Raw genomic sequence first — 24,187 nt, forward strand, 5'->3', positions numbered from 1 at the left:
AAAGAGCACTTATCAGGCGTTAGTCTCATGTAACAGTATGGCTGGGCGACTACACCCCTGAATGTTTGTTTGTGAGATAGATCTTGCCTTTTTTGAGAAATAGAATAGATAATGCCTATCAACCTTTGACTACAATACGGTCGAACGGCAAAGCAGATCCAGTCATAGTATTTAACTTAATGCTACCGATATAAGGATATAAATCGTTTAGTCATTATTGCATAAAGGTAATCTAGGTGAGCGCGCCCAAATTGGAATTGGATACTAAACGCCGAGAATTCCGCCTAAATCAAAAGCTAGTCCCGTTGCCTCCAAAGGCCTTTTCGGTGCTTTCCTATTTAGTTAGCAACCAAGATCGCATGGTTCCCAAGCGTGAACTTTTGGACGCGTTTTGGCCCTCTAACTGCACCGAAACGGCACTATTAAAAAGTATCAGTCTAATTCGCAAAGCATTTCGTGAAAGTGGCCTCAATAATGACCGCATCAAAACCCACCACGGCTTAGGCTACCGGTATGTGGGCAATGCCGATACCGCTCCCGCCGACAATACAGATAGCCCTCATTTACTCGACATCACCGAGAAACGACTCGTGTCAATTCTGAGTGTATTGTTCACTTGGGATGAAGAGAAAGCCCTTACCAGTAATATCGATAGCAGCGACTTACTCAATGCAAGTTTACAAACAGCAAAAGCGCTGGTTGAGCAATACCACGGTCAGTTATTGCGTATAACCATCGACGGCTTTACTGCAGCGTTCGGTTTAGAAAAATCCTTTGAAGACGTTGCTCGTCACGCGACATTGTGTGCACATACTTTGTTGTTAACATTAACAAATCGAAAAGAATTTGCGCCTATTACCATGTCAGCGGCTATAGACACTGGCGCAACTATTTTAAGTAGCGATAACAACCGCTGGCGACTGCCTGGAGACGTCGAGCGGAATGCAGTAAAACTTAACCAGCAACGATCTGCAGGTGATATCGTTCTGACTAAGAACACGCTAGATCAACTTCGTCATGACGTCGATGTTGAAGCGCTTGAAAGGGGTTTCAAATTACTTTCCGCACCACTCCAGCGAACAAGCATTGCTGGCCAACTCAAAAATAACCCGTCAACATTTGTCGGGCGCCGCGCTGAATTTGCTTTTCTAAATGAGCATTTACACTCCGCTATGAATGGGTGCGGTCAATCTGTCATGCTCAAAGGACAGGCCGGCATAGGCAAAACACGTTTAGTCAATGAGTTTTTATCGCAAAATTTATCAGCAGAATGCCGCTATGTTGCGCTTCAATGTTTACCTATTTTAAGCAACACGTCGTTAGCGCCCATTCAAACATTATGCGAAACCCTGCTTAATTTAGAGCCATTGTTTTATATAGAGGGCGATATCGACGAAGCATTGTTACGAGAGTTACGCGGTCAGTCAGTTGGTCGTGAAGCTACACTTGCGAACTTGTCAGACCACGAACGTCGATTAAAAAGTTACGCGCTGCTCGACCAACTTCTTATAATCACTTGCTCCAATAAATTGCTAGTACTGTTCGTAGAAGATGTTCACTGGCTAGATACTACATCAAGAGAATATCTCAACAACATTATTCACCATATTGAGAAAAAACAACTCTTGCTCATTGTGACCAGTCGACCTGTTCAATCGGGTTTGTCTATTGATGCGACGATTGAGCTTTCACCATTAAATAAAAACGATTGTCATAATTTACTGCGGAACACGAATATTGGTAATTGCCTCGAAGCAAACACCGCTGATATTTTGATTGAAAGAGCGGGGGGCAATCCGTTTTTTCTCGAAGAACTGACACTGGCCACTCAATTTGGCAATGATCCAAATGGGCCACCGCCCGAAACGGTTCAAGCCGTCATCGCTGCTCGCATTGCCTCATTGCCCAAGCCGGTAAGGACGGTGTTGTATATGCTGTCGGTGATTGGACCACCCGCACCACAAGATTTGCTGTCTTATTTACACGGTCATCCCATTGCAGAATTGAAGGGCCAATTGGACGAACTCATTAACGCTGGATTCCTAGTCGAAGAGGCCGGCAGCTATCAGTTTCGTCACATGCTCATTAATGAAACCGCTTATTCAATGATAGCGACGCCTGACCGAATGCGGCTCCACAGCCAAGTGGCTGGCTATCTTGAGAAACACACGGATCTCGCCACAACCAGACCGGAGATTTTGGCCAAGCATCATCAAGAAGCAGGTCAAACTAAAAAAGCCGCTGAATATTTTGCTGCCGCCGCACGCGCAGCATTGCGACGCTCGACGCATCAGGATGCGGTCACACTTTGCCAACGCGGCCTAGCGCTACTTGACGGGAAGACGAAGGCCGATCAAAGCCGAGTCCTCGAACTGCTCCTCATGCAGGCTTCAGCGCTCACCACCTTAAAGGGTTTTGCAGATGCCAACGCAGGCCAAGCGTACCTTGAAGCACGCAAAATAAACGGCGTAGTCGGTTCAATAAAATCTCGAATTCGCGTGTTGGTTGGGTTATGGGTGCATGATTGGGTAAGGGGTAATTTAAATCAATCGCTGACTCACGCAAATCAGCTGATGACTATTGCGCAACAATCTCAGCAACCGGCATTGATGTTACAAGCGCATGCCGGTATTGGGCAGTTACACCTTCACCTCGGCAAGCTCAATACCGCGTTAGAACACTTGAGAATCGGGCTTAACTACATTACTGATAATCCACCGGCAACCTTGCCAGAGCAAAACGCCGCTGTCTCTTGTGCCGCTTATGCCGCATGGACCGCCAGCCTTTTAGGTAAGACCGATGAGGCGCGGGAGTTTTTCCAACGCTCTCAAACACTTTCGCGAGTACATCCAAACCCGTACGCAGAGTCTATTCATTGCGCGCTGTGCTCCGAGCACCTAATGTTAGAAGGCGATATAGATGGCTGCCTAACCATTGCGACCAAGGCCATAACCATCAGCCGCGAGCACCATTTTAATTTCTGGTTAGGCACAGCATTGGTCATGGCAGGTTGGGCACAGGCGCGCCAGGGCAAGGCACAGGCGGCCAATGCCGCGACCAAAGAAGGGATTGAAATATTTGAAGCAACGGGTGCGGGCGTGCAATTGGCCAATTGGTATGGGTTAAAAGCGGAAACCCTGCTGTTAGCGCATCAATACCAATCGGCACTTGATGCAGCACTTACCGCACTCCGACACGCCTATGCCTGTGATGACCTCTTCTTTGCCCCCAGAGTTCATATCGTCACTTCACACCTTTATCAACACTTGGGCTCGCAACCAGACGCGGATGAACATGCCGTTAAAGCTCAACAGCTCTGCCATCGCTTCGGTATGGATCAACGAATTCTGGACCTCCAGCTCTAGCGTCACAATTAGCTCACAAACTCGTCAGGTTTGGCCCAAGCACACTTCTTAAACTCATTCGCAGACAATTCAACCCAAAGAACGGATGCTGCGGAGTTTAGAGCAATGGCAATCACCCCAACCCACCGCCTATTCATAAGCCTGTTTGGCGCTTTGTGTTTAAGCGCTTGCGGCGGTGATGACTCAGACAGCTCTTCGAGTCAGTCCTTTGTTGAGACACCGCCTGTCGTTGAACAGGAAGCCCCCGCCACAACGTTTGCGCTTAACATCGAAGCGGCCGCAATTTCCGGCGATTATTTACTTGATGGGGAGCCCTACACCAACCCAAACGCAAATAGTGCCGTATTTTTAGAAAACGCTTCAATTCGGCTGATGAGCCAGCCGAACCGGGTTGAAGAAGTTTTTCTAGGCTATTTTTCCGACGCTAGCTTCGAAGTCTCGGTAATTAATAAAAGCTACGTGCCCGAGTACAGTTATGAAACTGCAACACTGACACCTTTTCAGCCCAACCTGTTGGCAGAAACGAATGAAGTCAACGCGTTACCGATACAGTTTGTCGGCACGGCAAGCCCAAATACACCACGCTTTACACTATCAACCACTGTCACCGATAACACATTGCCGTTGAACTATGCCGAGTCGCTCGAAGATAATTCATTTTCCGTGACGCAAAATCACTTCGAAAACATCGATGTAAGCACAGTTGAAATATCACCCGTTTTTACCCTGAATGGTCAAAGCTTTCCGACCGCACCACAAGAGGTTGCTCATCTCTATTTACAATCAACCAATTCGGAAACACTCATCGATTTAGGTGCAACCAACACACTTACAAACCCACTCAAGATTATTCCCGGTGAATACACCATTATTTACCGCTATGTGTCTGGCAACCAGATTCCAACAAATACCTACAAGGTCATCGCGAACAACGTTGTGCTGACAAGCTCTGAAGAACTCAACATTGCGATAGAATCGTCAACGGTACGCAGTGAATTTCTTGTCAATGGCGAGAGTTTCCCTAATAGCGCCTATGATTATGGACACTTTTACCTAAGAGATTCCGAGCAACAAGACAGTGTTTTTCTTGGCCGCAGCTACGAGGGCTTGACGTCAGTACAAGTTATCAACGGCACTTATAATGCACACTACCAAGGCCGAGAATTCCAAAGTGAAGCACCGCAAAACAAAAACGCCATTATTAGAGAGGACATTGTTGTTGAAAATGGTAGTTTATCACTGAGCCTTGACGTAGAGGCCGTTCAAATTTCAGGCTCATTTTTTGTCAATGGTACAACACCACCTGTCAGCGCCTACGACTATGGCCGCATTTATTTAGTCGATAGCCGTACTGGCTCCAAGCTCATGATCGGCAACACCTACGAGGTTAGCTATTCGCCTCTCTTAGTCGTTACCGGCGTATATGATCTTGAATACGAGCGTCGTGAGATCAATGGTGTTATGCCGCATAACCCTTCAGCCATTTTTCAGCGTGGATTAGAGATCCTCACTACTCGTACTGTGGATGTCGATCTACCGGTTGTCACAATTTCGTCGAACCTCACACTCAATGGCGATGACTTTCCACTAAGCGCTTATAACTATGGGCATATTTATCTCGCGAATACTGATAGCGAAGAAGCGTTCTATTGGAGTGAAACTTATAACGTAAATTCAAGCAGCATTCGGGTCATCCCTGGCACCTATAGTTTTTACTATCGCCTTCGCGAATCAACAGGCGACGTGCCTTACAATTCAAACTTTGAATTTATTTCTGGTGCCGAGATTGAGTCAGACCAAACGATCACCTATGACTTTATCACGCAAAACATTCGTATTACCCCAACTCTTAACAACGCGGCATTTAGCAACTCTCCCTACACATTTGCGCATATTCATATAGGCACCAGTGAAACAGATCGAATACTGACTAATGTAACTAACCTCGATCCAATTGAAAGACATGTTGTGGTTGGCGATTACGATGTCATTTACAGCTTTATGGAATCAGCAACGCCTGGCCTGATTCCAGTCAACCAAAACAGTAACGTAGCAAACATAAGCGTCGAAGAGTAATCGGCGTATTTATAGGGCAACAGTAAAAGGAGTTACTATGATTTTTCCCTATGTAAAGCGGCCTTATTTTTTCCCACTGCTAATTGGTTTAAGTGCGTGCGGCGGTGGAGGAGGAGGTAACAGCGGATCGGGCAACCTGGTTGCAAACCCGAACGAACCAACTGTTATCGAGGTCAGCGCCTTTGAGGGCAGCCGTATTGAGATAGATCTTGGCATCGACGCAACCGATGTAGAATGGCAACAACTAAACGGGCCTACGATAAACGTTGAACCTATTTCCGACGGAATTTATCAGCTCACAATGCCTTGGGTGCTGACAGAAAACGTTGTCGCTGAATTTGAAGTACAACCCGTCGGCGCCACCGATGATTCTGAGATGGATATTGTAGTCGTCACGCTACTCAATCGGCACTATGCCGTTTTTCAGGTGGACGATACCGTCAGTGAAGAAGAATCCCTTTATCTACAATACTTTTCTACAACAACTAACAGCCTCTTACCTTCAAATAATATTATTTCTCTAGCCACGGCACCCGAAGGTATGGAAATTTGTAGCTTTCGCATCAGCCCGTCTGGTCAACATGTTGCCTACAACATCAACGAACCTGGCGGTCTACTCGACACATCATGTGATGCGCTGCACATGGTGGATATAGAAACCCTCGAAATCACTGATGTCAGCCCACTAAATATCGATGGCAATGGAGCGCTGACGCGCAATATTAATTGGTCGCTAAATAGTGAGAAAATTGCGTATCTTGGTGATTTCGGTGAAGGGGAATTGCAGCATTATGTGTATGACCTAAGCGCAAACTCAACCTCGTATCTTAATTATGGCAGCAATGATCTCAGCAGCGGCTTTTGGCCGGAAAACGATTTGTATCCAATCATTGGCGGCGGCAACCCCTATGGTGTTGAATTAATTGACGACCCCGATACCAGCAGACTGACCTGGTTAGGCAACAATAATGGCGTCGCGCTGGAAGTGTACCACTCGAATGATGGGGAAGATCACACGTATATCGCCTCCGTTCACGGCGATACTAACTGGCTATTCCGAGATTTTAGTTTGATCGAATACCGAGATTTTTTAACGGATGAAGAGTTCACTGATCATTCCGATGCGCGTCAAGAGTGCACATCAGACGCTCCGGATTATGGCACCTGCGCGCTTTATCCAAAATTTAACGTACCATTGGTGTTAATGGACAACACTATTATTGCGCCACACAGCCATGATACATCGGTCGCTGGCCATTACTCTTTTATTGGTCAAATAGAACGAAACGGTGGCGCCATAGATCATGTACTACTCGTCAGTCGCCCCGTAATTGATTTGGAAGAGATAGATACATTCCCCTCTATTGAGGCGGAACAAGTGCTTGCAGCAGCCTGGTCTCCAGCCGAACCACATTTAGCGTTTGCCAGCGAGAATACTGAACGCCATCGTCACACTAACAATCCTGATGCCGCTCTCGGGCAATTACTCGGTGACGAAATTCCTGGCCAGCTATACCTCTATCATAATTATCGAAAAGGCCATGAGCTACCGCAAGAGCGTTTGGCCTATCCACGCCCACTAATCGATGACTATTTTGTTCAAAATTTACAATGGTCAAACTCTGGCGATGAAATAGCTTATGTTAGAGGGTTAACACCGGCAATGTCAGATTCCGACTACTTCACCAGCTTATGGGTAACCACCATTGATGATGTTTTCGATGAATCGACAGCGACAATCGATAACAACACAACGCTACTAATTAATTTACGAAACGAGTTGAATTACATAACTGATTTTATGTGGACACCTGACGGCGAAGGAATTTTAGCGCTAATTCAAAATGTTTCACCATTAGATGGTTCGATAGAATTCGCTAGCGTCGAATACTTTTCTAAGGATGGTTCAAACACCTATACGCTAATGGACCTTGATGTCGACAATGTAAGAAAGTTCTACACCATCAGTCCCTCTTTTTCGCCGGACGGTCAATATTTGGCCTACCGTGACAACGACACTGAAGTTGCATACGAGAGTAAAGCCTTATACATCCGATCCCTTGATGGGACTGTGAGTACCAGAGTCAGCGTGCCTCTTCTTGAGACCGGTTTTTTACGCGAGTATTGGTGGTCTCCGAGTAGTAATGCACTAATTTATGAAGCGCGCATTTCGGCCATAGATCCTCTACAGTTTTTTCTTGGCGAATTTGATGGAGAAAACCAGGCGTTACATGAGCTATTTTCGGACAATGAGACCATTGATAACGTTGAAGTTCACTGACAAAAGCATTGCATTGGACTGCACCTGGCTTTGAAAGGCACTAGACATCAAAGGTAATAGGACAATATAAGAACTGGCGCTAATAGGGGCCTTAGAGACCAGCGGATATTAGGTATTAAAAGACATTTGGCGTTGATTAATTTGAGGACCGGCGCCAAACAACAAATTGTAACCATGATCGATGATTACAATATCCCGACGGTAATACGTCATTCATCACTAAAAGGACTTAACTATGTTAACTATATTTATCAATCGTTTTTCTTTCTTTTCTGCAATATTTGTCTTTCTTGGGACGTTCTGTGGTTCACACACAGCCATTGCCGCACCGCAAATACAATGTTCTATCCCACTCGCTGTTGAGTGTGATGTATTCGACAGTGATGGCTTTTCTGCGGTGACGGTGGCGGTCGATTATGGGGGTGAGATTGGTGTTATCAATGTTGTTTCTCAGAGCTTTCAAAACTGCCGCAACAATACCGTTATTAGCTGGGACCCCATTATTCCCAACTATCAAATCATTACCACACCCTGCACGTCAGGCATTGGTAAGATAACCTACGATGGTAGCGGCAAAGGACGTAAAACACCTCAGCTCAGCGTTTCGTCCTATCGTATTATTGAAAGCGATGATGGGCGTTCACTCAAGGCCGCACTCGATAAACCTGACGCTAAACCCTTACCATCTCAATTTACGGGTTTTAAAGGCGACGATATTAAGCAGGGAGTTTTTGAGACCGATTGCACGTGGACCAATCAAGATCAAGCCAAATGTCTGGTATGGGATTGTGACGGCGACGGCGTTTGCGTAGAACTAGGCAGTTACTGCGTGGATAAATATGGACGAGACGTCCCCTGTGCTGATTAGTTTTATTACATGAGTCTTGTGGGGCTTTATGCCCCACAATTCATTTACTCGCCACGTTTTACAAGCGCTTTTACTTTTCCCTTAGTCTTCACTTATCGGCGTCAATACCAATTTATCAATTAAGTAGTTACCCTCGCTACCAATGGAGCGCAACGCTAGCATTCGGCTAAAGTTGGGTAGGTTAATGTCATACTCTACCTTGCCTTTTTCACCGGCGTTAATCGGTGGCAAGTTGATTCTGTCGAATACAGGTTGATCATTCACTTCCAATTTTAATCGCGAATTGACTGGCTCGTTATACTCAACACCTTGGTAGACAATGGTAAGCCTGTATTTGCCTGCAATAATCTCAAGGTCTTCCCATTTAGCGCGGTCATTGCGGGCGGAGAAGCTTAGAAACCCAGTATCGGTAAAGCCTGGTACGGCGGACTCCAAAGATGCTTGTTGATTAAATTGATCGATCGTGTCGGCGGGAAGCACATGGCGTTTTTTGGCTTCCACGCGACGCGTTGGAAAATCGAAGGAAACGGCATCTGTGGTCGTACACACACCTTCTTCAATACAATTCTCTAGTGTAAACAACTCCCACATTTGTTTAATGTCACGAGAATACCGGACTACACCGAGATCAACCTTCACATCTTTAATGCTTTTTGTATCACAGGCTTTCATCTGTAACGTCGAGCTCCAATCTGTATGAGATCGTCGCAATTCTTCCGGCGTAATTAAACATTCTCCCGTATTACGGTTGACGATTAAGCCCTGCTCGAGCATGGCCCACTCTTGCGTGCTTCGCTCGTCGCGTTCGAGGTCGAGGTCGTATTTACATGCGGATAAATGCAGGTCGGTTTTATTCTCGGCTAGATCCAAACACAAGCCGGTAGCTTCGTTAATCACAATCCCGGTTTTGTCATGTACTCTCCAACTATCAATTGCACTTTCTCGCTCCACAACTGCAACACCATTACGTTCGTATTTACCAAAGCTACAGGGCTCTGTCGTCAACGCCGTGTCGCCCTCGAACTCGAGCGAGGGTTGCAAGCAGTACGCGGTATTGAGGTCGGTTGTATGGTTGTAAAGTTCAGCCGCTACCAAAAACAATTGCTGCCCTTTAAAGTAATTCACACTATCGACAAAGTCACGGTAACTCTCATCACGGGATTCAAATAAACCTTGCCACATTTCTTCGTAGCGCTCGGCCGTTGCCCGCAAATTGCGATCTCTTCTGGCGTACCACGTATTTGCGGAAATACCGTTACAGGGGTTACCCTTACATCGGCTTTCATAGACTCCGGTATTATTATCCGCATCAGTGAATGTGATTCGATATGAACGATTCCATGTTGAGATAAACCCATTGTCAACTTTTTTAGTGAACTTGTATTTAGCAGTCGCAAGATCACGAGAGGATACAAACTCAGCAAAATGATCATTCGCTCTAACAATACCTTGTATTGCGCGAATACGAGACTGTTCTATTTGCAAGTTGAGGTGGTCAAACGCGGTTTGGTCTAAATCATCATGTAGACCGTATAGCTCCACAAGCACGAGATGAATATTGTATTTAAGAGCATAGAGGTGTGGTAAGAATGACACTTGCGTCCATTCGTTGCCGGCACTGAACAAGGTTTCTGCTTGCTCGATATCACCGACGATATTACTTAGCTCGGTAATTAGGATAAGCAAATCTGTTTGGCTTAACTCGCCTTGTTCCGCTAGCAATAACCGATCAGTTCGCGATTCAAATTCAAGCGAGAAGTAACCAAACAAATCGCGCATTTGTTGGCGTTGAAGATCTGTCAGCGCAAGGTCAATTTTTCTATCCACTTCGCGCATAATCTCTTCCCAGGTAAACGTCAGACCACTAGCTCCATTACACGTAGAGGCTACCCCTGCGCCGCCCCCTATCTTAAGAAGGTCAGACAGGATGCCTGATCCAGGAACTAGCTTTATCAGGCTTTCAAGTACTTTAAGTCCGCCTTGGACTTGTTTGTCACAAAACCCTGGGGAACTTTGTGATTCAACTTTATTTAAAAAATCCTGCCCTTTGTTTTGTGCCCGAAAAAGCAGCTCGCTTGATGAGCTTGCCGATAAATAGGAAACGTTGAGGTGCGAGACATCCAGCACCTCTTGAGCCTGTAAGTTTGTGCTTAGCGCGGCGGCCATCAATACACCTGCGGCGAGTGTGTTTTTGTAATCCGTTAACGTCGTGTGATTTAACATCGGATCATTCTCCTTCTTTGTAATACTTTTCTAGAGTTGGTGACACTTTGTGTGTCGGGTGCGGGTTTAATGCGAGAAGCAATTAATCCAGTCGAAAGGGCATACGGGTGGTTTTTTGAAAAGTTGCGGTTGGGGATAAAAAATTTGGAATTTTTTTGGTGGGGGTTAGTTTGCTTGTGGAGACAATCCGCAAAGAATATTTGAGCGCCAATAATGATTAAATTGGCGCCACGCACTATTGTTGATTTGGTTTGTTTATTAGCCAAGAGTGCGTTTGCGGGGATAGCGTCAGTTGAAGAGCTGGGTATCGGAGTGCTTGGCACGGTTTACCTGTAAGGCGGGCCAGCCAGGACACGCGTGAATGCATCCATGCAGCTCTCTTCGGCGTTATTGCCATGGACGGTATGTATGCAGACAATGCAGGAGCAATTGTCTGCCCTGCCTCAGAAGGTCCTGTCTAGCCCGCCTTACAGGTAATCCTCATTGGGTGGTTGCTTCTCGCCTTGGGGGAGTAGGGGAAATGCGTTGCAGCATATCCTTCAAATGCTGAACGCCTGTAACAGCCAGCTGGTCCAGGTGCCTCCTAAATCAGACTGCTGCTTGCAAAGAACATGGATTTTTCTTCATCTTTATTAAGCTGTTGATCTAAAGACGTTTTTCCCACCACCCTCGCATTTGACAGCACTGTATCTTTTACATACTGTCCAAGGCAAGAAGACCAGGTAGCTAGATATGCGATTAACACACATGTCATCAAAGTAAGGAAAACAAATGAAGTTTAATATGACAATCAAGGAAAATTATGCGTCATTTTATGATGAAAGTAGAGATAGGCACATCTTCGTTGATAGTTTCGACAACGAAACATTCGAAGTGCGTATAGGCAACCTTGAAGAGTCTACTGCAGCTGGTGAGTTAACCGCTAAAAGCGATGAAGAACTTAATGAAATGCTCGAGTCCCTCTATTTGGAGTTTGTTGGAGGCGGGCAATGATCACTGAAGGAGAATTGAGAACGCTTGAAGACTCTGTCAATGCAATGCTTTATGACGACAACATGTCATTTAAACTTTCAGTTCACTTTACCCGAGATAGAGTGAACGATAAACGAAATGATCCAATGATCAAACTACGAGAGTTGCAAAGTATCTTTAACCGTATCAACGCGTTACATAAATCACGCATTGCAGCACTTAAACACAACGACACCTTCAACATACGGTGCGTTACGTCACATATAAATATGCCCTGCGCAGTAAATAAGAAAAGCGTTAATATCAATGGGCGACATCAAGAAAATATTGTAATTACTATTATGCGTAAAAAAACATGGGTGTCTAAAGACCCTGTAGAGTTTGTTGTGTGAGCGATCACAAGCGGCTGTTATTCGCCGCTAAAAAACTCGGCGGGACGCCTAATGTAGCGCCCCAAAGACGGAGATTAAATGCCGACAGTATATGAAGCGAGTTTCGATGGTTCGAATACCGTAAGATATTTTCATATATCGTTAGTTCGATTGTATTTAGACCAAGCTCATGATAATGCGAGAGCTTCTATTTCCGCTGATCCTGGTGATGAACTAGTTGCAAGCATCACATCGGTTATGTTCTCTACTATGGCCATAGAAGCATTCGTAAACGAGATTTCAGTAGATATTTTAGAAAAGGATGAACTGAATGACTTCATAAGACTTCGGTCGCCCTACAAAATGGAAAAGGGTGAGGGATCTGTTTGTGCAAAATTACGGATAATGTTTGATAAGAAATTCAACTATAAACTAGAAAAACAACTCACCCAACAAATTATCAAACTAGCGAATTATAGAAATAACTTAGTCCACTATAAATTGAGCGATACTGCGGGAAAGCTGATTATGCCACCTATTAAGCATACACAGCTTGAAGATGGTGGGGCTATATCTACTATCGATTTTATGGCAAAACCTAAAAGATTTGAACCATCCTTTGTGAATAGTATTAATTCTAAATCAGCAGTTTCGGGATTTAATACGGCTCTTTCAGTTATTTTAAAATGGGGTAAGTTATCCGGTGTTGATGATTGCATTCCTGGATTGAGTATAATCGACTAACAATCCAATGCTTTCGAACCCGGTTGCATCTATTAATGTAAAGACAATTAAGGTGCAGCTCCCCTAAATGCACTTGTTGGCAGTTTCTAACATAGGCAATATTCTATTTTTTATATGTTGATCAATCGATATTAGCTCCGAATCATATACTTCGTGATAAATAATATTAGCTTTTTCAAGTGCCAGCTTTTTGTTATGGTCACGTTTTTTTGCATTGCCCTGAAAGTGGCCTTTTCCATGGAATTCAATAACCAACAATGGGTTAAATCTTTTGTTAGTTATACAAAAGTCTGCTCTTTTTGAATTTATAGCTCTGTAGCCACTCTCATCACCACAAGCAAGAAGCTCACCTAAACTCACTTGTGAGTGGACATAATATTCTCTTTTAAGGTGCTTAATAAGAGACCAATAAAGAGTCTCTTCCCCTTTATTTAGGAGCCTTTGAGATGTATAGCTATTTCGCTTAATTGTTTGTGTTTGCCTGTCTTGATGATCTCTTTCGAAGCCGGAGCTTGTGAAACTTCTCTCTCTACGAGTATTTTCTTTCGCCTCAATATGAGAACCTTTGAATATAGAGGCGATTATTTCCCAAAGCAGCTTCAATATGTTCATTGTACTTGCAAATCCGTATTGAGTGGCAGCTAGGTAGCTGCCTGTCCATAAACGTATTTTTAGTCAGAATTTTTCTTGTAAAAAGTTTTTTCTAGTGCGAAGAAGTGGGATGTAAGCTTCGATGACAGATAGGATTTTCGTTGCTCGTCGTACTCTTTTATTCGAAACATAACCTCTGCCTTTTTTACTTCAATTACATCCGGGCTATTTCCAAAGTTTGGGTGATTCAACTTTATTATTACTTTATGTTGCCCCAACATTGGCTTTATGGATTGATGTGTCCAATATAAGTCGGCCAATGGTTCAATATGAATGCTGGCATTATCTCCAAAAGAATTATCGTAGAAATACTCCACCTCAACGAATACAGATTCATCAGTTTCCTCCACAACACTCGCAGATAGAATCTGATTTTGTCTCGAGCACAAAATACTAATATCAGTGTCAGCACCAATACTGAAACCAGATATAAATCCTTCTTTAGCATCACAAGAAGCTAGAAATGCTACGAATAGTAATAAAAAAGCCCTCATACTTTTCCCTTTCTTTGGTCAACAATTTAATTTGGGCATCAAGTATCCACATCTAGGTACATAAGTCTATATATTACGAACCGTATTTTTATAGACTAATTAATATTCAAATTTATTGTGTTTGTCAGTTACTCTGCCACTACGCTGAATATTCAAACAAGCCTTAGTAACAAATAAGCCCGCGACACCTTCAGTATCGCGGGCTTTCTGTAGTAGTCGACAGCATCACTTCTGAAATGGATTACCGTCAACGCGCACGAGCTAACCCCTTAACCATCTGGGCATGCTTTTTTAAGAAAGCTCGCCTTAGGTAGAACTATGCATTCTTCAAATCATGGAGCTCATTAATTTTGTATTGCAAATAAATGACTTGTAATAGAAATGTGAGAAAGCCGCCTATCTTAACGTTACTACCTACCGATAGTAGTTTTAGTTGATTCTTAAATGCAAACACCCACCAATAATAGAAAACGAAATATACTATGGTAGCGCCTATCAATATATTCAGATACAAAATCTCCGACAGCATTGACTCAGGCATGTAGGAAACAGGGAAATAGATGACATAGCTAATCATAGTAGTAACGATCAGCCATTTGGGAATAGGCTTAATGGCAACAGCATTGAGCATTTCCGTCCGCTTGTACAGCCAATACATATAATATATGCCTGCGGTAATAAACGTTAATCCAAACACGCCCCAGCAGGAAAATCGTGGTAATTGTAAATAGAGCTCATTGCCATCTGATGTTTCAAGATTGGCTTCAGGCGTCGAGTATGGGTTATTCATCAATCTCTACCTTGTTTAGCGTTATTATTTATTGTGTTTTTGGCTATTTAGGGATTCGGAAAAATACTAATGAATCTCTTTTATAAGCAAGCAGTTGTATCGCCATGCTTAATACAGCAATAGATGTAGGCTAAGTATCCACATTACTGCAAAGATGTCTAGCTATGCGCTAATGTGCGAAATCGACTGATACACTACATTGTTGAGAAACACAAAATAGCCCGCGATATTTGCGGTATCGCGGGCTTTTCTTGAGACGATTCTTACTTACTTGATTTAGTATACTACGGGTAGACCATCATTGAGGCTTCAACGTAATGACAATGTTGATCTCGCTCGTTTTAGGCTTTGCCACGAGAGTATCTAGCCCGCCCATCAGCGGTAATACGTTTGTACCATCGTAGTGATATTCAACAACCAGTAAATCTTCAGTCATTGTTGTGACGGCACCAACGTGCATTTGGTGGATAAAATCGACTTGTCCTGTCGCTATTTCCTGCAATTGTGATAGCACTCCGAATTTGATTTTTTCAAGTTGCTGCAAGCTTTGCTGATCCATCACTTGGCGCTCTTCATACAGGTAGGGGTAATCATTGAGGCCATCGTCATTGGGTTGCGGAAATACATCAAACCTAAATTCTTCCGAGCCAACGTCTGCAAGATCCAGTGTCGTTTCATTACCGTTTTTGTCGATCGACTTAAGCGCTCCCTCTTGCGAGTAGTCGTAGTCTAACTTAAGAGTAAACTCGTATCCTTGACCAAATATTGACGGCTGCATGTGCGTCAGGTTTAAGAAAAATTCTGTTCCGGTACCGGTGATGTGTTTTTCCATTTGTTTTACATCAGCAGCACTTGGAGATTCCATCGAATAGTCGAGTTGATAGGTTAGCTCCCCGAAGGTTTGCACGCTGTCGGAATCGCCTGTTTCGTAAAAAGGTGATGAGGTGAGATAGTCATAGCGTTCTCCATCCGATCCTTCTGGCATGTATACCGATAGATCCTCGGGTATTTCAACATCGAGCGATGTGTTGACATTTAGATTATAGGACCATTGAATATTGCTACTGTGCTCCGACCCAGCACTTGGTGTATTTTCCGACGTCTCGTTATAGACTCCCGTCTGATTAACCAGTAGTTCAATACCTAACGTACCCTTGCGCCAGCCGTCGGCTACGTCGCCGACATTATCAGCTCTGTATTCATTGGGGTAGTTTTCTTCCTCGGTGAAAGCATCTTCATGCTCCTCGCCGGAATCCGAACAGGCAGTTAACAAGAGAGCCAAGCTACTTAGAACAATAGAGCGCGCTAGTGGTCCTGTTTTCATAACAGTGGTTTACCTTTCGTTTAATATAGGGATAGTTAGCTAGGTGCACCTTGAGCGGCGCTTACGAAATGAATTAGGTCGTCCAGCTATTTATTGGGATTATTTATTTCAATTTATTCAGCGGTAGAAAACAAGTGCAGGCTTCGCAAAACAAAAAGTCAACGCAGCTTCTTCATTCCACAAAAAAGCCCGCGATACTTTTCAGTATTGCGGGCTTTTAGTCAGTATCGCGAGCTTTTGGCGAAACAGCGTTGAATTAATTCGCTTTAATGTGTTGCTCGATTTCAGACAAGCTGGCGTGGCGCACATCCTTGCCTTTCACCATATAAATTAATTGCTCGGCCAAGTTGCGAGCGTGGTCACCGATGCGTTCCATTGAGCGAAGTGCCCATAGGACATTCATAGCGCGAGAAATGGAGCGTGGATCCTCCATCATGTATGTGACAAGTTCACGCATCGCCGTTTTATATTCTTGGTCGATCAGACGATCTTCTTTAACAACATTAACTGCCATCTCGACGTCATAACGAGCAAAGGCGTCCAAGCTGTTACGAAGCATACGCTGCACACCGCTGCCGATGTGACGTAATTCGGTGTAACCGTGTGGCGCTACGCCTTCTTCTGATAATGCGATAGCCATTTTAGCCACTTTATGCGCTTCATCGCCGATGCGCTCAAGATCGCGGACTGCTTTACTGACAGTAAGCACCATACGCAAGTCGCTTGCAGCGGGTTGTCGTTTAGCGAGTACCAAGGTGCATTGCTCGTCAATATCAACTTCTTGTTGGTCAACTTTGTTTTCATCGCCGATGACTTGCATCGCGATTTCGCTATCAACTTCTTCAATCGCTTTTACAGCATTGAATACTTGAGTCTCGACTAATCCACCCATTTCCAACAATTGTGTTTTTAGCGCTTCAAGATCGCTATTGAACTGTTGCGAGATGTGGTTATCTAGATTTAGCTTGTCCATAGTCTGTTACCAAATGCGTGTGTGGTTGTTACCCGAATCGACCTGTAATGTAGGCCTCGGTCATCTCGTGTTGAGGGTTGGTAAATACCAATTCCGTTTTGTTTGCTTCGATCAATTTACCTAAATGAAAGTAGGCAGTGCGATGTGATACGCGTGCGGCTTGTTGCATTGAGTGCGTCACGATGGCGATCGTATAGTTTTCGCTTAATTCAGCGATCAGCTCTTCGATTTTTGCGGTAGCAATAGGGTCAAGCGCTGAACAGGGTTCATCCATTAAGATGACTTCTGGACTTACCGCGATGGTTCGCGCAATACATAAGCGTTGTTGTTGACCACCCGATAGGCCAGTGCCTGGCTGATCCAATCTGTCCTTAACTTCATTCCATAGCCCGGCGCGTTTTAAACTGGTTTCAACAACTTCGTCGAGTTCTGCGCGATGATTCACTAAGCCGTGAATACGAGGACCATAAGCAACGTTATCGTATATCGATTTAGGAAACGGGTTGGGCTTTTGGAATACCATGCCAACACGCGCCCTTAGGGGTACCACATCGAGCTTAGGATCGTAGATGTTTTGTCCATCGAGGCTGATGTCACCTTCGATGCGGCAGGTATCTATCGTGTCATTCATCCGATTTAGGCAGCGTAAAAAGGTCGATTTACCACAGCCGGATGGCCCAATCATCGCGATGACTTCATGTTCGCCAATATCTAAGCTCACATCGTGCATAACTTGCTTTTCGCCATAGTAAACTTTGACGTTACGCGCTGTCATTTTGGGATTATCGCAATAAGGGGTACCAATGGTCTCTTGACCTAGGTATTGCTCGACCCCAGCTGGGCCATTTTCTGCGGGCTTAGATTCTACGGTTGAATCCATCGGGTTGCTTTCCTTCTTTAGCGAGACAGCAGATTCCGCTGTGGTCGCTTTGCTCTTTTCAATGCGTTCTTCTGTGACAATATCCATCTTAGACCTCTCTACCAGCGTCGTTCAAGGCGCTTGCGTAACCAAACGGCCAAAGTATTCATAAAAATCAGGAAGGCCAGTAGCACCATGATCGCTGCCGAGGTGCGCTCAACAAACGCTCGCTCTGGACTATCGGCCCATAAAAATATCTGTACCGGCAATACTGTTGCCGGGTCAGTAATACCTGCTGGCAAGTCGACAATGAAGGCAACCATACCAATCATCAGTAACGGTGCTGTTTCGCCCAGTGCTTGTGCCATACCGATAATGGTGCCGGTCAACATGCCAGGCATGGCGAGCGGTAGCACATGATGCAAAATCATTTGCATTTTTGATGCACCAACGCCTAAAGCGGCTTCTCGAATGGATGGCGGCACCGATTTAATGGCCGCTCGACTCGATATAATAATGGTTGGCAATGTCATCAATGTGAGAACAAGGCCACCCACTAACGGTACAGAGCGCGTTAGGCCAAACATATTGATGAAAATGGCGAGTCCGAGAAGCCCAAAAATAATCGAAGGTACTGCGGCCAAGTTGTTAATATTTACCTCAATAAGTTCGGTAAATTTATTTTTAGGCGCGTACTCTTCGAGATAGATCGCAGCGGCAACACCAATCGGGAAAGATAACAGCAAGGTCACAACGAGGGTAAACAAAGAACCTAACGCCGCACCTAAAATACCGGCTTGCTCTGGCTCTCGGGACGCACTTGCGGTAAAGAAAGTGGTGTTAAATTGGGTACGAATCGCTTCATCATCAATTAACGTTTGAACCCAGCCAATTTGTTGTTCGCTTAAGCGTCCCGTAAAAGGCTCTCCGAAACCATCGAGACTTTTTACGTACACGTCAACATCATCATCCGCCAGAATCCAAGTGGATACCGTTTCACCCAGCAAGTCGGGGTTCTCGGCCAATGTATCCTGTAAATGGAATGATGCTGCATTGCTCAACATTGCGCTTAGGGCGCGTTTGTCGCGACGGCTTTTTGCATCCGGAAATTTACCGCGAATGGCATTGCGCAAAATAGCTTCGTAGTTACCAGCGCGCAATTGTTCTGGATCTGTTGCATCCGAAATGCCTAGATCGTCGCGATTAAATTCTATTGGCAATAAAATACGCGTTTGCTTAAACGCAGGTAAACCTTTGGAAATGATATCGGTAAATAAAACCACCAAGCACAATAAGCCAAAGCCGATGGACATTAATCCGTACAAGCGAAATCGCTTTTCAGCGCGATAACGCTTGCTGAGATTTTTTTCAACGATATCAATCGTTCGTTGAGTTGCTTTATTCATACTGCTCCCGATATTTTTTCACTACGTGCAGCGCTAGGAAATTCAGGCTGAGCGTTACCAAAAATAGCATGAGTCCGAGCGCAAACGCGGCCAATGTTTTTGGACTATCGAACTCTTGGTCTCCCACCAACAGGGTGACAATTTGTACCGTGACTGTAGTGACCGTTTCCAACGGATTCGCCGTGAGATTTGCTGCCAAACCAGCCGCCATAACCACAATCATGGTTTCACCAATCGCACGGGATACCGCCAGCAATACGCCACCCACAATACCGGGTAGTGCCGCAGGAATAACGACTTGTTTGATGGTTTCAGATCGAGTTGCACCCAGGCCTAACGATCCGTCACGCATTGCTTGAGGAACCGCATTGATGACATCGTCCGAGAGGGATGAGACGAATGGAATAATCATCACCCCCATGACTATACCCGCTGCCAAAGCGCTCTCTGACGAAACCGTAACGCCCATATCGGCACCGAGGTTACGAATAAAGGGGGCAATAGTTAATGCCGCAAAAAACCCATACACCACGGTGGGAATACCCGCTAGCACTTCCAGCATGGGTTTAACAATAGAACGAACTCGTGCAGACGCGTACTCGGATAGATAAATTGCTGACATTAAACCAGTGGGCACCGCAACCACCATCGCAATGGCAGAAATAAGCAAGGTTCCGGTAAACAATGGGATGGCACCAAACGCACCGGAACCACCTACTTGATCCGCACGAATTGCAACCTGCGGACTCCACTCGACGCCAAAGACAAAATCGGTGATGGGTACTGATTGGAAAAATCGAATCGATTCAAATAACACTGACAAGACAATACCGAGCGTTGTAAAAATCGCGAGACATGAACATAACAGCAAAGCAATCTTGAAGACTTGCTCGACTTGAATGCGCGCTTTAAATTCTGGATGGACTTTTCGCCAGCCCCAGAGGCCGCCGAGAATAGCGACTGAGATGCTAATGACCGTAATACTGCTCTTCGCGGTACTTTTAAGGCTCACCAGGTGATCGGCTGCCGCTTGTAGCGCCGGGTCAATCTCACCCACGTGATTCCCTGCAGCGATGTTATTAACGCTGTTTAATAACAAGTCCATTTCACCGGAGCCTTGATTACGCAAGTTTTCCGGCAGCTCAGCTAAAATAATATTGCGAATAATAATGTCATCAAAGGCAAACCAACCAGCCAGAACAATGAGACACGGTACCGCACACCACAGTGCAGTTAATGCACCGTAATAAAACGGCAGTGAATTGAGATAGCGCGCACCGCCGAGTTTGCCAGCGACCTGGAGAGAGCGAGAACGCCCCAATATATAGGCGACGCCAACAATAATCACGAGGGCAAGTAATAGTGTGGAGGGGTTCATAACACTCTTCTTTAAGTTGCTCTATTGTCCATCAATCCTGACCAAAAGCGTTCGCTTAGCGAACTGTACTTAGCAAAATAGCCCAGCAAGAAACTTGCTGGGCTATTTGCCGTAATCCATTACGCAGAGCAGGGTGGGGGGCACCACCGCTGCAACTCAATTACATATTGAGAAGTTCTAAATTTTTAACTGCTTTAGCAACCGCTGCACGCTTCTCTTCACCCAGAGGAATCATGCCTTTTTCAGTGAGGTATCCTTCTTCACCAAATGCACGCTCGTTGGTAAATTCAGCGAGGTATTCTGCGATGCCCGGTATTGTACCAACATGCGCTTTCTTCACATAGAAGTAGAGCGGACGCGAGACAGGGTAACTACCATCAGCGATGGTCTCGAAGGTTGGGTCTTCGCCATCAACCTTAGAGCCTTGCACTTTATCGGCGTTTTGGTCGAGGAAGCTGAAACCAAAGATACCTAATGCTGAAGGGTTGGCGTTTAGTTTTTGAACGATTAGGTTATCGTTCTCGCCTGCTTCAATGTAAGGGCCGTCTTCACGTACCGCATGACAAACCGCTTTGTACTTGTTCTTGTCGACTTTCTTCATGTCTTTGATCCAAGAGAAGGTCTTACAACCACCCTCTAGTGCCAATTCGGCAAACGCATCGCGGGTGCCCGACGTTGGGGGAGGACCAAGCACTTCAATCGCAGTTGCAGGAAGCGCAGGATTGACGTCTTTCCAGGTTTTATAGGGGTTTTCTACCAATGTCTCTGAGCCGTCAGGGTTTGGAACGGTTTTAGCCAACGCTAAGAAGAGATCGCGGCGAGTCAACGAAATTTGTTCAGTTTGAGTCGAGTTCGCGATGACGATACCGTCGTAACCAATAAGCACTTCAACGATATCTTTAACGCCGTTTTCCGCGCACATCTCAACTTCTGAAGACTTAATGCGACGTGACGCGTTGGTGATGTCTGGGTGACTTACGCCAACGCCCTGACAGAACAGCTTTAAACCACCGCCAGAACCTGTCGATTCAACCTTTGGCGTTTTGAAGTTAGTGCTACGACCAAAGCGCTCCGCTACGACTGTCGAGAAAGGGTATACGGTAGAAGAACCGACGATGCTGATGTAATCGCGGCCTTCCGCTTGAGCACCCGCTGCTGTCAATGCAGCTGCTGCTAATAATGTAGTGTTAATAAGTTTTTTCACGTTTTTCTCCGAAGTCCCAACAAAAGCCCTGAAAAGCGGCCCATGTCATGTCACAAATAGAAACCATTACCCGATTAGGGAATGGGCGCATTATGCGAAAGCTATATGACAGTTTTGTGACATGCTGTAACACTTCGTAGCCTGTATCCCTACTAGAGCCGCAACCCATTGATTCGTATATACTTCCCCGCATAAATCAATTTACCCAATAAGCTGCCGATTCCATCATGACCTACCTGGACCAACTTAGCCTAACTCTGGGCCGAGCCGTCGCCTGGCTGACGCTGGTCATGGGTGCTGTGACATTGGGACTGGTCGTCGCGCGGTATGGCTTCAACGTTAACGCCATTGCGTTACAGGAAAGTGTCATTTACATGCATGGCCTGGTGTTTTTACTGGGATCTGCCATGACGCTGCACCAACAGGGACATGTGCGAGTCGATGTCCTCTATCGGCGCTTTAACGCTCGCCAGCAAGCCTGGGTGGATGCGGTAGGCGGTATCGTCCTACTGTTGCCTTTTTGCCTCTTCATGCTGTTTATCAGCATCAACTTCGTGACAACCAGCTGGCAGAACCTCGAGGGCTCTACTGAACCTGGCGGTATCCCGGCTGTGTTTCTTTTAAAGACGCTGATCCCGGTAAGCAGCGGCCTGCTGGGTTTGCAGGCGATCAGCGAAGTGGGGCGCTGCACTGCGCGCCTCATGCAACCGGATTAGGGGCTAGCTCGTGTTTGAACCTTCGCTTGTCGTTGAGCTATTGCCGTTACTGTTTTTCTTCGTCACCTGCGCCATGCTCATGTTGGGCTATCCGGTGGCTTTTACCCTGGCGGGGAGCGCGCTAATTTTCGCGGGTATTGGCATCGCCTCAGGCGTATTCGACCCCAATTTATTGCTCGCTTATCCCTCGCGGGTTTTCGGCACCATGATCAATGGCACCTTGGTTGCGGTACCGCTATTTGTTTTTATGGGTGTGATGCTCGAAAAGTCGCGCATTGCCGAAGTGCTACTGGCTGATTTGTCCCGTTTGCTCGGTAGGCTACCGGGTGGGCTTGCCGTTGCCGTATTGATCGTTGGTATGCTGATGGCGGCCAGCACCGGTATCGTCGGCGCTACAGTTGTGACGATGGGACTGATGTCGCTGCCCACGATGTTGAATAACCGCTATGACCCCCAACTGGCCACCGGCATCATTTGCGCAACCGGCACGCTCGGCCAGATCATTCCACCCTCCATTGCCTTGGTCTTGCTAGGTGACGTGCTCTCAACGGCCTATCAACAAGCGCAGAACGCGCAAGGCATTGTTAGCCCTGATACGGTATCGGTGGGCGACTTGTTTATTGGGGCATTAATCCCCGGTGTGCTGTTGGTTGTCTGCTATGGGATCTACGTTGTCACCCGCGTCGCACTCCAACCATCCTTGGCGCCATCCATTCGCGCGGACTCCAGGGCCGACGGTGACAAAAACACGGTGTCTTTGCACCATACGCTGCGCAGTCTTCTGCCACCAATCGCGTTAATGGTGTGTGTGCTTGGCTCGATTCTCATGGGAATCGCAACCCCAACCGAAGCCGCTGGCGTCGGTGCTATGGGAGCCATGCTGCTCGCTTTTATCAATAAGCAACTCGATATAAACACACTCCGGAGCGTGGTTCGCTCAACCACCGAAACAACCGCGATGGTGTTTATGATTTTATTGGGCGCTTCATTATTCTCGCTGGTGTTTCGCGGCTTTGGCGGTGATGCATTGATCGAAGCGTTTTTCGCAGACCTACCGGGTGGAAAATGGACAGCGCTGCTGCTAGTGATGCTGGTGGTCTTTCTGCTTGGATTTATTTTGGACTTTATAGAGATTACTTTCGTGGTCGTGCCTATCGTCGGGCCGATTCTCTTGGCAATGGATATTGACCCGGTTTGGCTAGGGATTATGCTCGCCGTCAATCTACAAACCTCTTTTTTAACACCGCCATTTGGCTTCGCACTCTTTTATTTACGTGGCGTCTCACCAGAGAGTGTCACCACTGGGACGATTTATCGTGGCGTCGTGCCATTTATTGTGATCCAATTGCTGTTACTCGTACTGCTCGCCGCTTATCCTTCACTCGCTACCTGGCTTCCCACCACGCTGGGGTAACTCTTTAGGGAGCAAGTTAGGCAATTTGCTGTCTAGATACAGCGGAAATTAGTGAACCGCTTTTCACAATGAAGATAA

General features: G+C 45.8%; 20 protein-coding genes. 10 read left to right on the plus strand and 10 right to left on the minus strand.

The genetic code is table 11. The annotated features are described in order from the left end of the window. The first annotated feature begins 236 nt into the window (after window positions 1-236). From ACZ5NB_RS19170 to ACZ5NB_RS19185, 4 genes are all read left to right on the plus strand, one after another. Window positions 237-3,365: an AAA family ATPase gene (locus tag ACZ5NB_RS19170; protein WP_464107728.1), complete on the plus strand. Its 3,129-nt coding sequence runs from the start codon at window positions 237-239 to the stop codon at window positions 3,363-3,365. Between the two features lie 105 nt (window positions 3,366-3,470). Then, window positions 3,471-5,441, plus strand: a complete 1,971-nt coding sequence (locus ACZ5NB_RS19175) for a hypothetical protein (protein WP_464107729.1) — start codon at window positions 3,471-3,473, stop codon at window positions 5,439-5,441. A 37-nt stretch (window positions 5,442-5,478) separates the two neighbouring features. Further along, the gene (locus ACZ5NB_RS19180) at window positions 5,479-7,722 is read left to right on the plus strand and encodes a TolB family protein (protein WP_464107730.1); all 2,244 of its coding nucleotides are present in this window, start codon (window positions 5,479-5,481) and stop codon (window positions 7,720-7,722) included. Between the two features lie 235 nt (window positions 7,723-7,957). Continuing rightward, a complete protein-coding gene (locus tag ACZ5NB_RS19185; protein WP_464107731.1) occupies window positions 7,958-8,590 on the plus strand; it encodes a hypothetical protein in 633 nt (210 codons plus the stop codon). A gap of 81 nt (window positions 8,591-8,671) precedes the next feature. Here the strand turns inward: ACZ5NB_RS19185 and ACZ5NB_RS19190 are convergent, their stop codons facing one another. After that, window positions 8,672-10,813, minus strand: coding sequence for a hypothetical protein (locus ACZ5NB_RS19190; protein ID WP_464107732.1), 2,142 nt, complete (start codon window positions 10,811-10,813; stop codon window positions 8,672-8,674). A gap of 213 nt (window positions 10,814-11,026) precedes the next feature. On the opposite strand from ACZ5NB_RS19190, the gene ACZ5NB_RS19195 reads away from it, so the two are divergent. The 4 genes from ACZ5NB_RS19195 (at window position 11,027) to ACZ5NB_RS19210 (ending at window position 12,900) form a co-directional block, all read left to right on the plus strand. Next, window positions 11,027-11,149, plus strand: coding sequence for a hypothetical protein (locus ACZ5NB_RS19195; protein ID WP_464107733.1), 123 nt, complete (start codon window positions 11,027-11,029; stop codon window positions 11,147-11,149). A gap of 435 nt (window positions 11,150-11,584) precedes the next feature. Continuing rightward, complete coding sequence (locus tag ACZ5NB_RS19200; RefSeq protein ID WP_460234365.1) at window positions 11,585-11,806, plus strand: hypothetical protein; 222 nt, start codon at window positions 11,585-11,587, stop codon at window positions 11,804-11,806. Then, window positions 11,803-12,177 carry a hypothetical protein gene (locus ACZ5NB_RS19205; protein WP_464107734.1) on the plus strand — a complete coding sequence of 125 codons (375 nt, stop codon included), beginning with the start codon at window positions 11,803-11,805 and terminating at the stop codon, window positions 12,175-12,177. Before ACZ5NB_RS19200 ends, ACZ5NB_RS19205 begins: the two co-directional genes overlap by 4 nt. A gap of 78 nt (window positions 12,178-12,255) precedes the next feature. Beyond that, window positions 12,256-12,900 carry a hypothetical protein gene (locus tag ACZ5NB_RS19210; RefSeq protein ID WP_464107735.1) on the plus strand — a complete coding sequence of 215 codons (645 nt, stop codon included), beginning with the start codon at window positions 12,256-12,258 and terminating at the stop codon, window positions 12,898-12,900. Between the two features lie 63 nt (window positions 12,901-12,963). On the opposite strand, the gene ACZ5NB_RS19215 is transcribed toward ACZ5NB_RS19210, so the two are convergent. The 9 genes from ACZ5NB_RS19215 to ACZ5NB_RS19255 all read right to left on the minus strand — a co-directional run bounded on the left by ACZ5NB_RS19215 (window position 12,964) and on the right by ACZ5NB_RS19255 (window position 21,979). Continuing rightward, a complete protein-coding gene (locus ACZ5NB_RS19215) occupies window positions 12,964-13,512 on the minus strand; it encodes a DUF2726 domain-containing protein (RefSeq protein ID WP_460234369.1) in 549 nt (182 codons plus the stop codon). 59 nt (window positions 13,513-13,571) lie between these two features. Further along, window positions 13,572-14,045 carry a hypothetical protein gene (locus ACZ5NB_RS19220; protein WP_460234371.1) on the minus strand — a complete coding sequence of 158 codons (474 nt, stop codon included), beginning with the start codon at window positions 14,043-14,045 and terminating at the stop codon, window positions 13,572-13,574. 316 nt (window positions 14,046-14,361) lie between these two features. Further along, window positions 14,362-14,835, minus strand: coding sequence for a hypothetical protein (locus ACZ5NB_RS19225; RefSeq protein WP_464107736.1), 474 nt, complete (start codon window positions 14,833-14,835; stop codon window positions 14,362-14,364). A gap of 298 nt (window positions 14,836-15,133) precedes the next feature. After that, window positions 15,134-16,159, minus strand: a complete 1,026-nt coding sequence (locus tag ACZ5NB_RS19230) for a hypothetical protein (protein ID WP_464107737.1) — start codon at window positions 16,157-16,159, stop codon at window positions 15,134-15,136. Between the two features lie 256 nt (window positions 16,160-16,415). Beyond that, entirely contained in the window at window positions 16,416-17,132 is a 717-nt protein-coding gene (phoU, locus tag ACZ5NB_RS19235) for a phosphate signaling complex protein PhoU (RefSeq protein WP_460234375.1), read from the minus strand. Window positions 17,133-17,160: 28 nt separating this feature from the next. Further along, a complete protein-coding gene (pstB, locus tag ACZ5NB_RS19240; protein ID WP_460234413.1) occupies window positions 17,161-18,012 on the minus strand; it encodes a phosphate ABC transporter ATP-binding protein PstB in 852 nt (283 codons plus the stop codon). 98 nt (window positions 18,013-18,110) lie between these two features. Beyond that, window positions 18,111-19,397, minus strand: coding sequence for a phosphate ABC transporter permease PstA (gene pstA, locus ACZ5NB_RS19245; RefSeq protein ID WP_464107738.1), 1,287 nt, complete (start codon window positions 19,395-19,397; stop codon window positions 18,111-18,113). After that, window positions 19,390-20,775, minus strand: a complete 1,386-nt coding sequence (gene pstC, locus ACZ5NB_RS19250) for a phosphate ABC transporter permease subunit PstC (protein ID WP_464107739.1) — start codon at window positions 20,773-20,775, stop codon at window positions 19,390-19,392. Before pstC ends, pstA begins: the two co-directional genes overlap by 8 nt. 160 nt (window positions 20,776-20,935) lie before the next feature. Next, window positions 20,936-21,979, minus strand: coding sequence for a PstS family phosphate ABC transporter substrate-binding protein (locus ACZ5NB_RS19255; RefSeq protein WP_460234378.1), 1,044 nt, complete (start codon window positions 21,977-21,979; stop codon window positions 20,936-20,938). A gap of 227 nt (window positions 21,980-22,206) precedes the next feature. On the opposite strand from ACZ5NB_RS19255, the gene ACZ5NB_RS19260 reads away from it, so the two are divergent. Further along, the gene (locus ACZ5NB_RS19260; RefSeq protein ID WP_460234379.1) at window positions 22,207-22,695 is read left to right on the plus strand and encodes a TRAP transporter small permease subunit; all 489 of its coding nucleotides are present in this window, start codon (window positions 22,207-22,209) and stop codon (window positions 22,693-22,695) included. 73 nt (window positions 22,696-22,768) lie between these two features. Further along, entirely contained in the window at window positions 22,769-24,109 is a 1,341-nt protein-coding gene (locus ACZ5NB_RS19265) for a TRAP transporter large permease (RefSeq protein WP_464107950.1), read from the plus strand. The last annotated feature ends 78 nt before the right edge of the window (window positions 24,110-24,187 follow it).

The sequence above is a fragment of the Aurantivibrio plasticivorans genome (assembly GCF_055392955.1).

What these genes read in the sequence shown, in the direction of transcription:
- ACZ5NB_RS19210 (WP_464107735.1), top strand. Translation starts at nt 12,256, where the DNA reads ATGCCGACAGTATATGAAGCGAGTTTCGATGGTTCGAATACCGTAAGA.
- ACZ5NB_RS19220 (WP_460234371.1), bottom strand. Translation starts at nt 14,045, where the DNA reads ATGAGGGCTTTTTTATTACTATTCGTAGCATTTCTAGCTTCTTGTGAT.
- pstC (WP_464107739.1), bottom strand. Translation starts at nt 20,775, where the DNA reads ATGAACCCCTCCACACTATTACTTGCCCTCGTGATTATTGTTGGCGTC.
- pstA (WP_464107738.1), bottom strand. Translation starts at nt 19,397, where the DNA reads ATGAATAAAGCAACTCAACGAACGATTGATATCGTTGAAAAAAATCTC.
- ACZ5NB_RS19225 (WP_464107736.1), bottom strand. Translation starts at nt 14,835, where the DNA reads ATGAATAACCCATACTCGACGCCTGAAGCCAATCTTGAAACATCAGAT.
- ACZ5NB_RS19195 (WP_464107733.1), top strand. Translation starts at nt 11,027, where the DNA reads ATGATTAAATTGGCGCCACGCACTATTGTTGATTTGGTTTGTTTATTA.
- phoU (WP_460234375.1), bottom strand. Translation starts at nt 17,132, where the DNA reads ATGGACAAGCTAAATCTAGATAACCACATCTCGCAACAGTTCAATAGC.
- ACZ5NB_RS19260 (WP_460234379.1), top strand. Translation starts at nt 22,207, where the DNA reads ATGACCTACCTGGACCAACTTAGCCTAACTCTGGGCCGAGCCGTCGCC.
- ACZ5NB_RS19230 (WP_464107737.1), bottom strand. Translation starts at nt 16,159, where the DNA reads ATGAAAACAGGACCACTAGCGCGCTCTATTGTTCTAAGTAGCTTGGCT.
- pstB (WP_460234413.1), bottom strand. Translation starts at nt 18,012, where the DNA reads ATGGATTCAACCGTAGAATCTAAGCCCGCAGAAAATGGCCCAGCTGGG.
- ACZ5NB_RS19190 (WP_464107732.1), bottom strand. Translation starts at nt 10,813, where the DNA reads ATGTTAAATCACACGACGTTAACGGATTACAAAAACACACTCGCCGCA.
- ACZ5NB_RS19185 (WP_464107731.1), top strand. Translation starts at nt 7,958, where the DNA reads ATGTTAACTATATTTATCAATCGTTTTTCTTTCTTTTCTGCAATATTT.
- ACZ5NB_RS19265 (WP_464107950.1), top strand. Translation starts at nt 22,769, where the DNA reads ATGCTCATGTTGGGCTATCCGGTGGCTTTTACCCTGGCGGGGAGCGCG.
- ACZ5NB_RS19200 (WP_460234365.1), top strand. Translation starts at nt 11,585, where the DNA reads ATGAAGTTTAATATGACAATCAAGGAAAATTATGCGTCATTTTATGAT.
- ACZ5NB_RS19215 (WP_460234369.1), bottom strand. Translation starts at nt 13,512, where the DNA reads ATGAACATATTGAAGCTGCTTTGGGAAATAATCGCCTCTATATTCAAA.
- ACZ5NB_RS19180 (WP_464107730.1), top strand. Translation starts at nt 5,479, where the DNA reads ATGATTTTTCCCTATGTAAAGCGGCCTTATTTTTTCCCACTGCTAATT.
- ACZ5NB_RS19205 (WP_464107734.1), top strand. Translation starts at nt 11,803, where the DNA reads ATGATCACTGAAGGAGAATTGAGAACGCTTGAAGACTCTGTCAATGCA.
- ACZ5NB_RS19175 (WP_464107729.1), top strand. Translation starts at nt 3,471, where the DNA reads ATGGCAATCACCCCAACCCACCGCCTATTCATAAGCCTGTTTGGCGCT.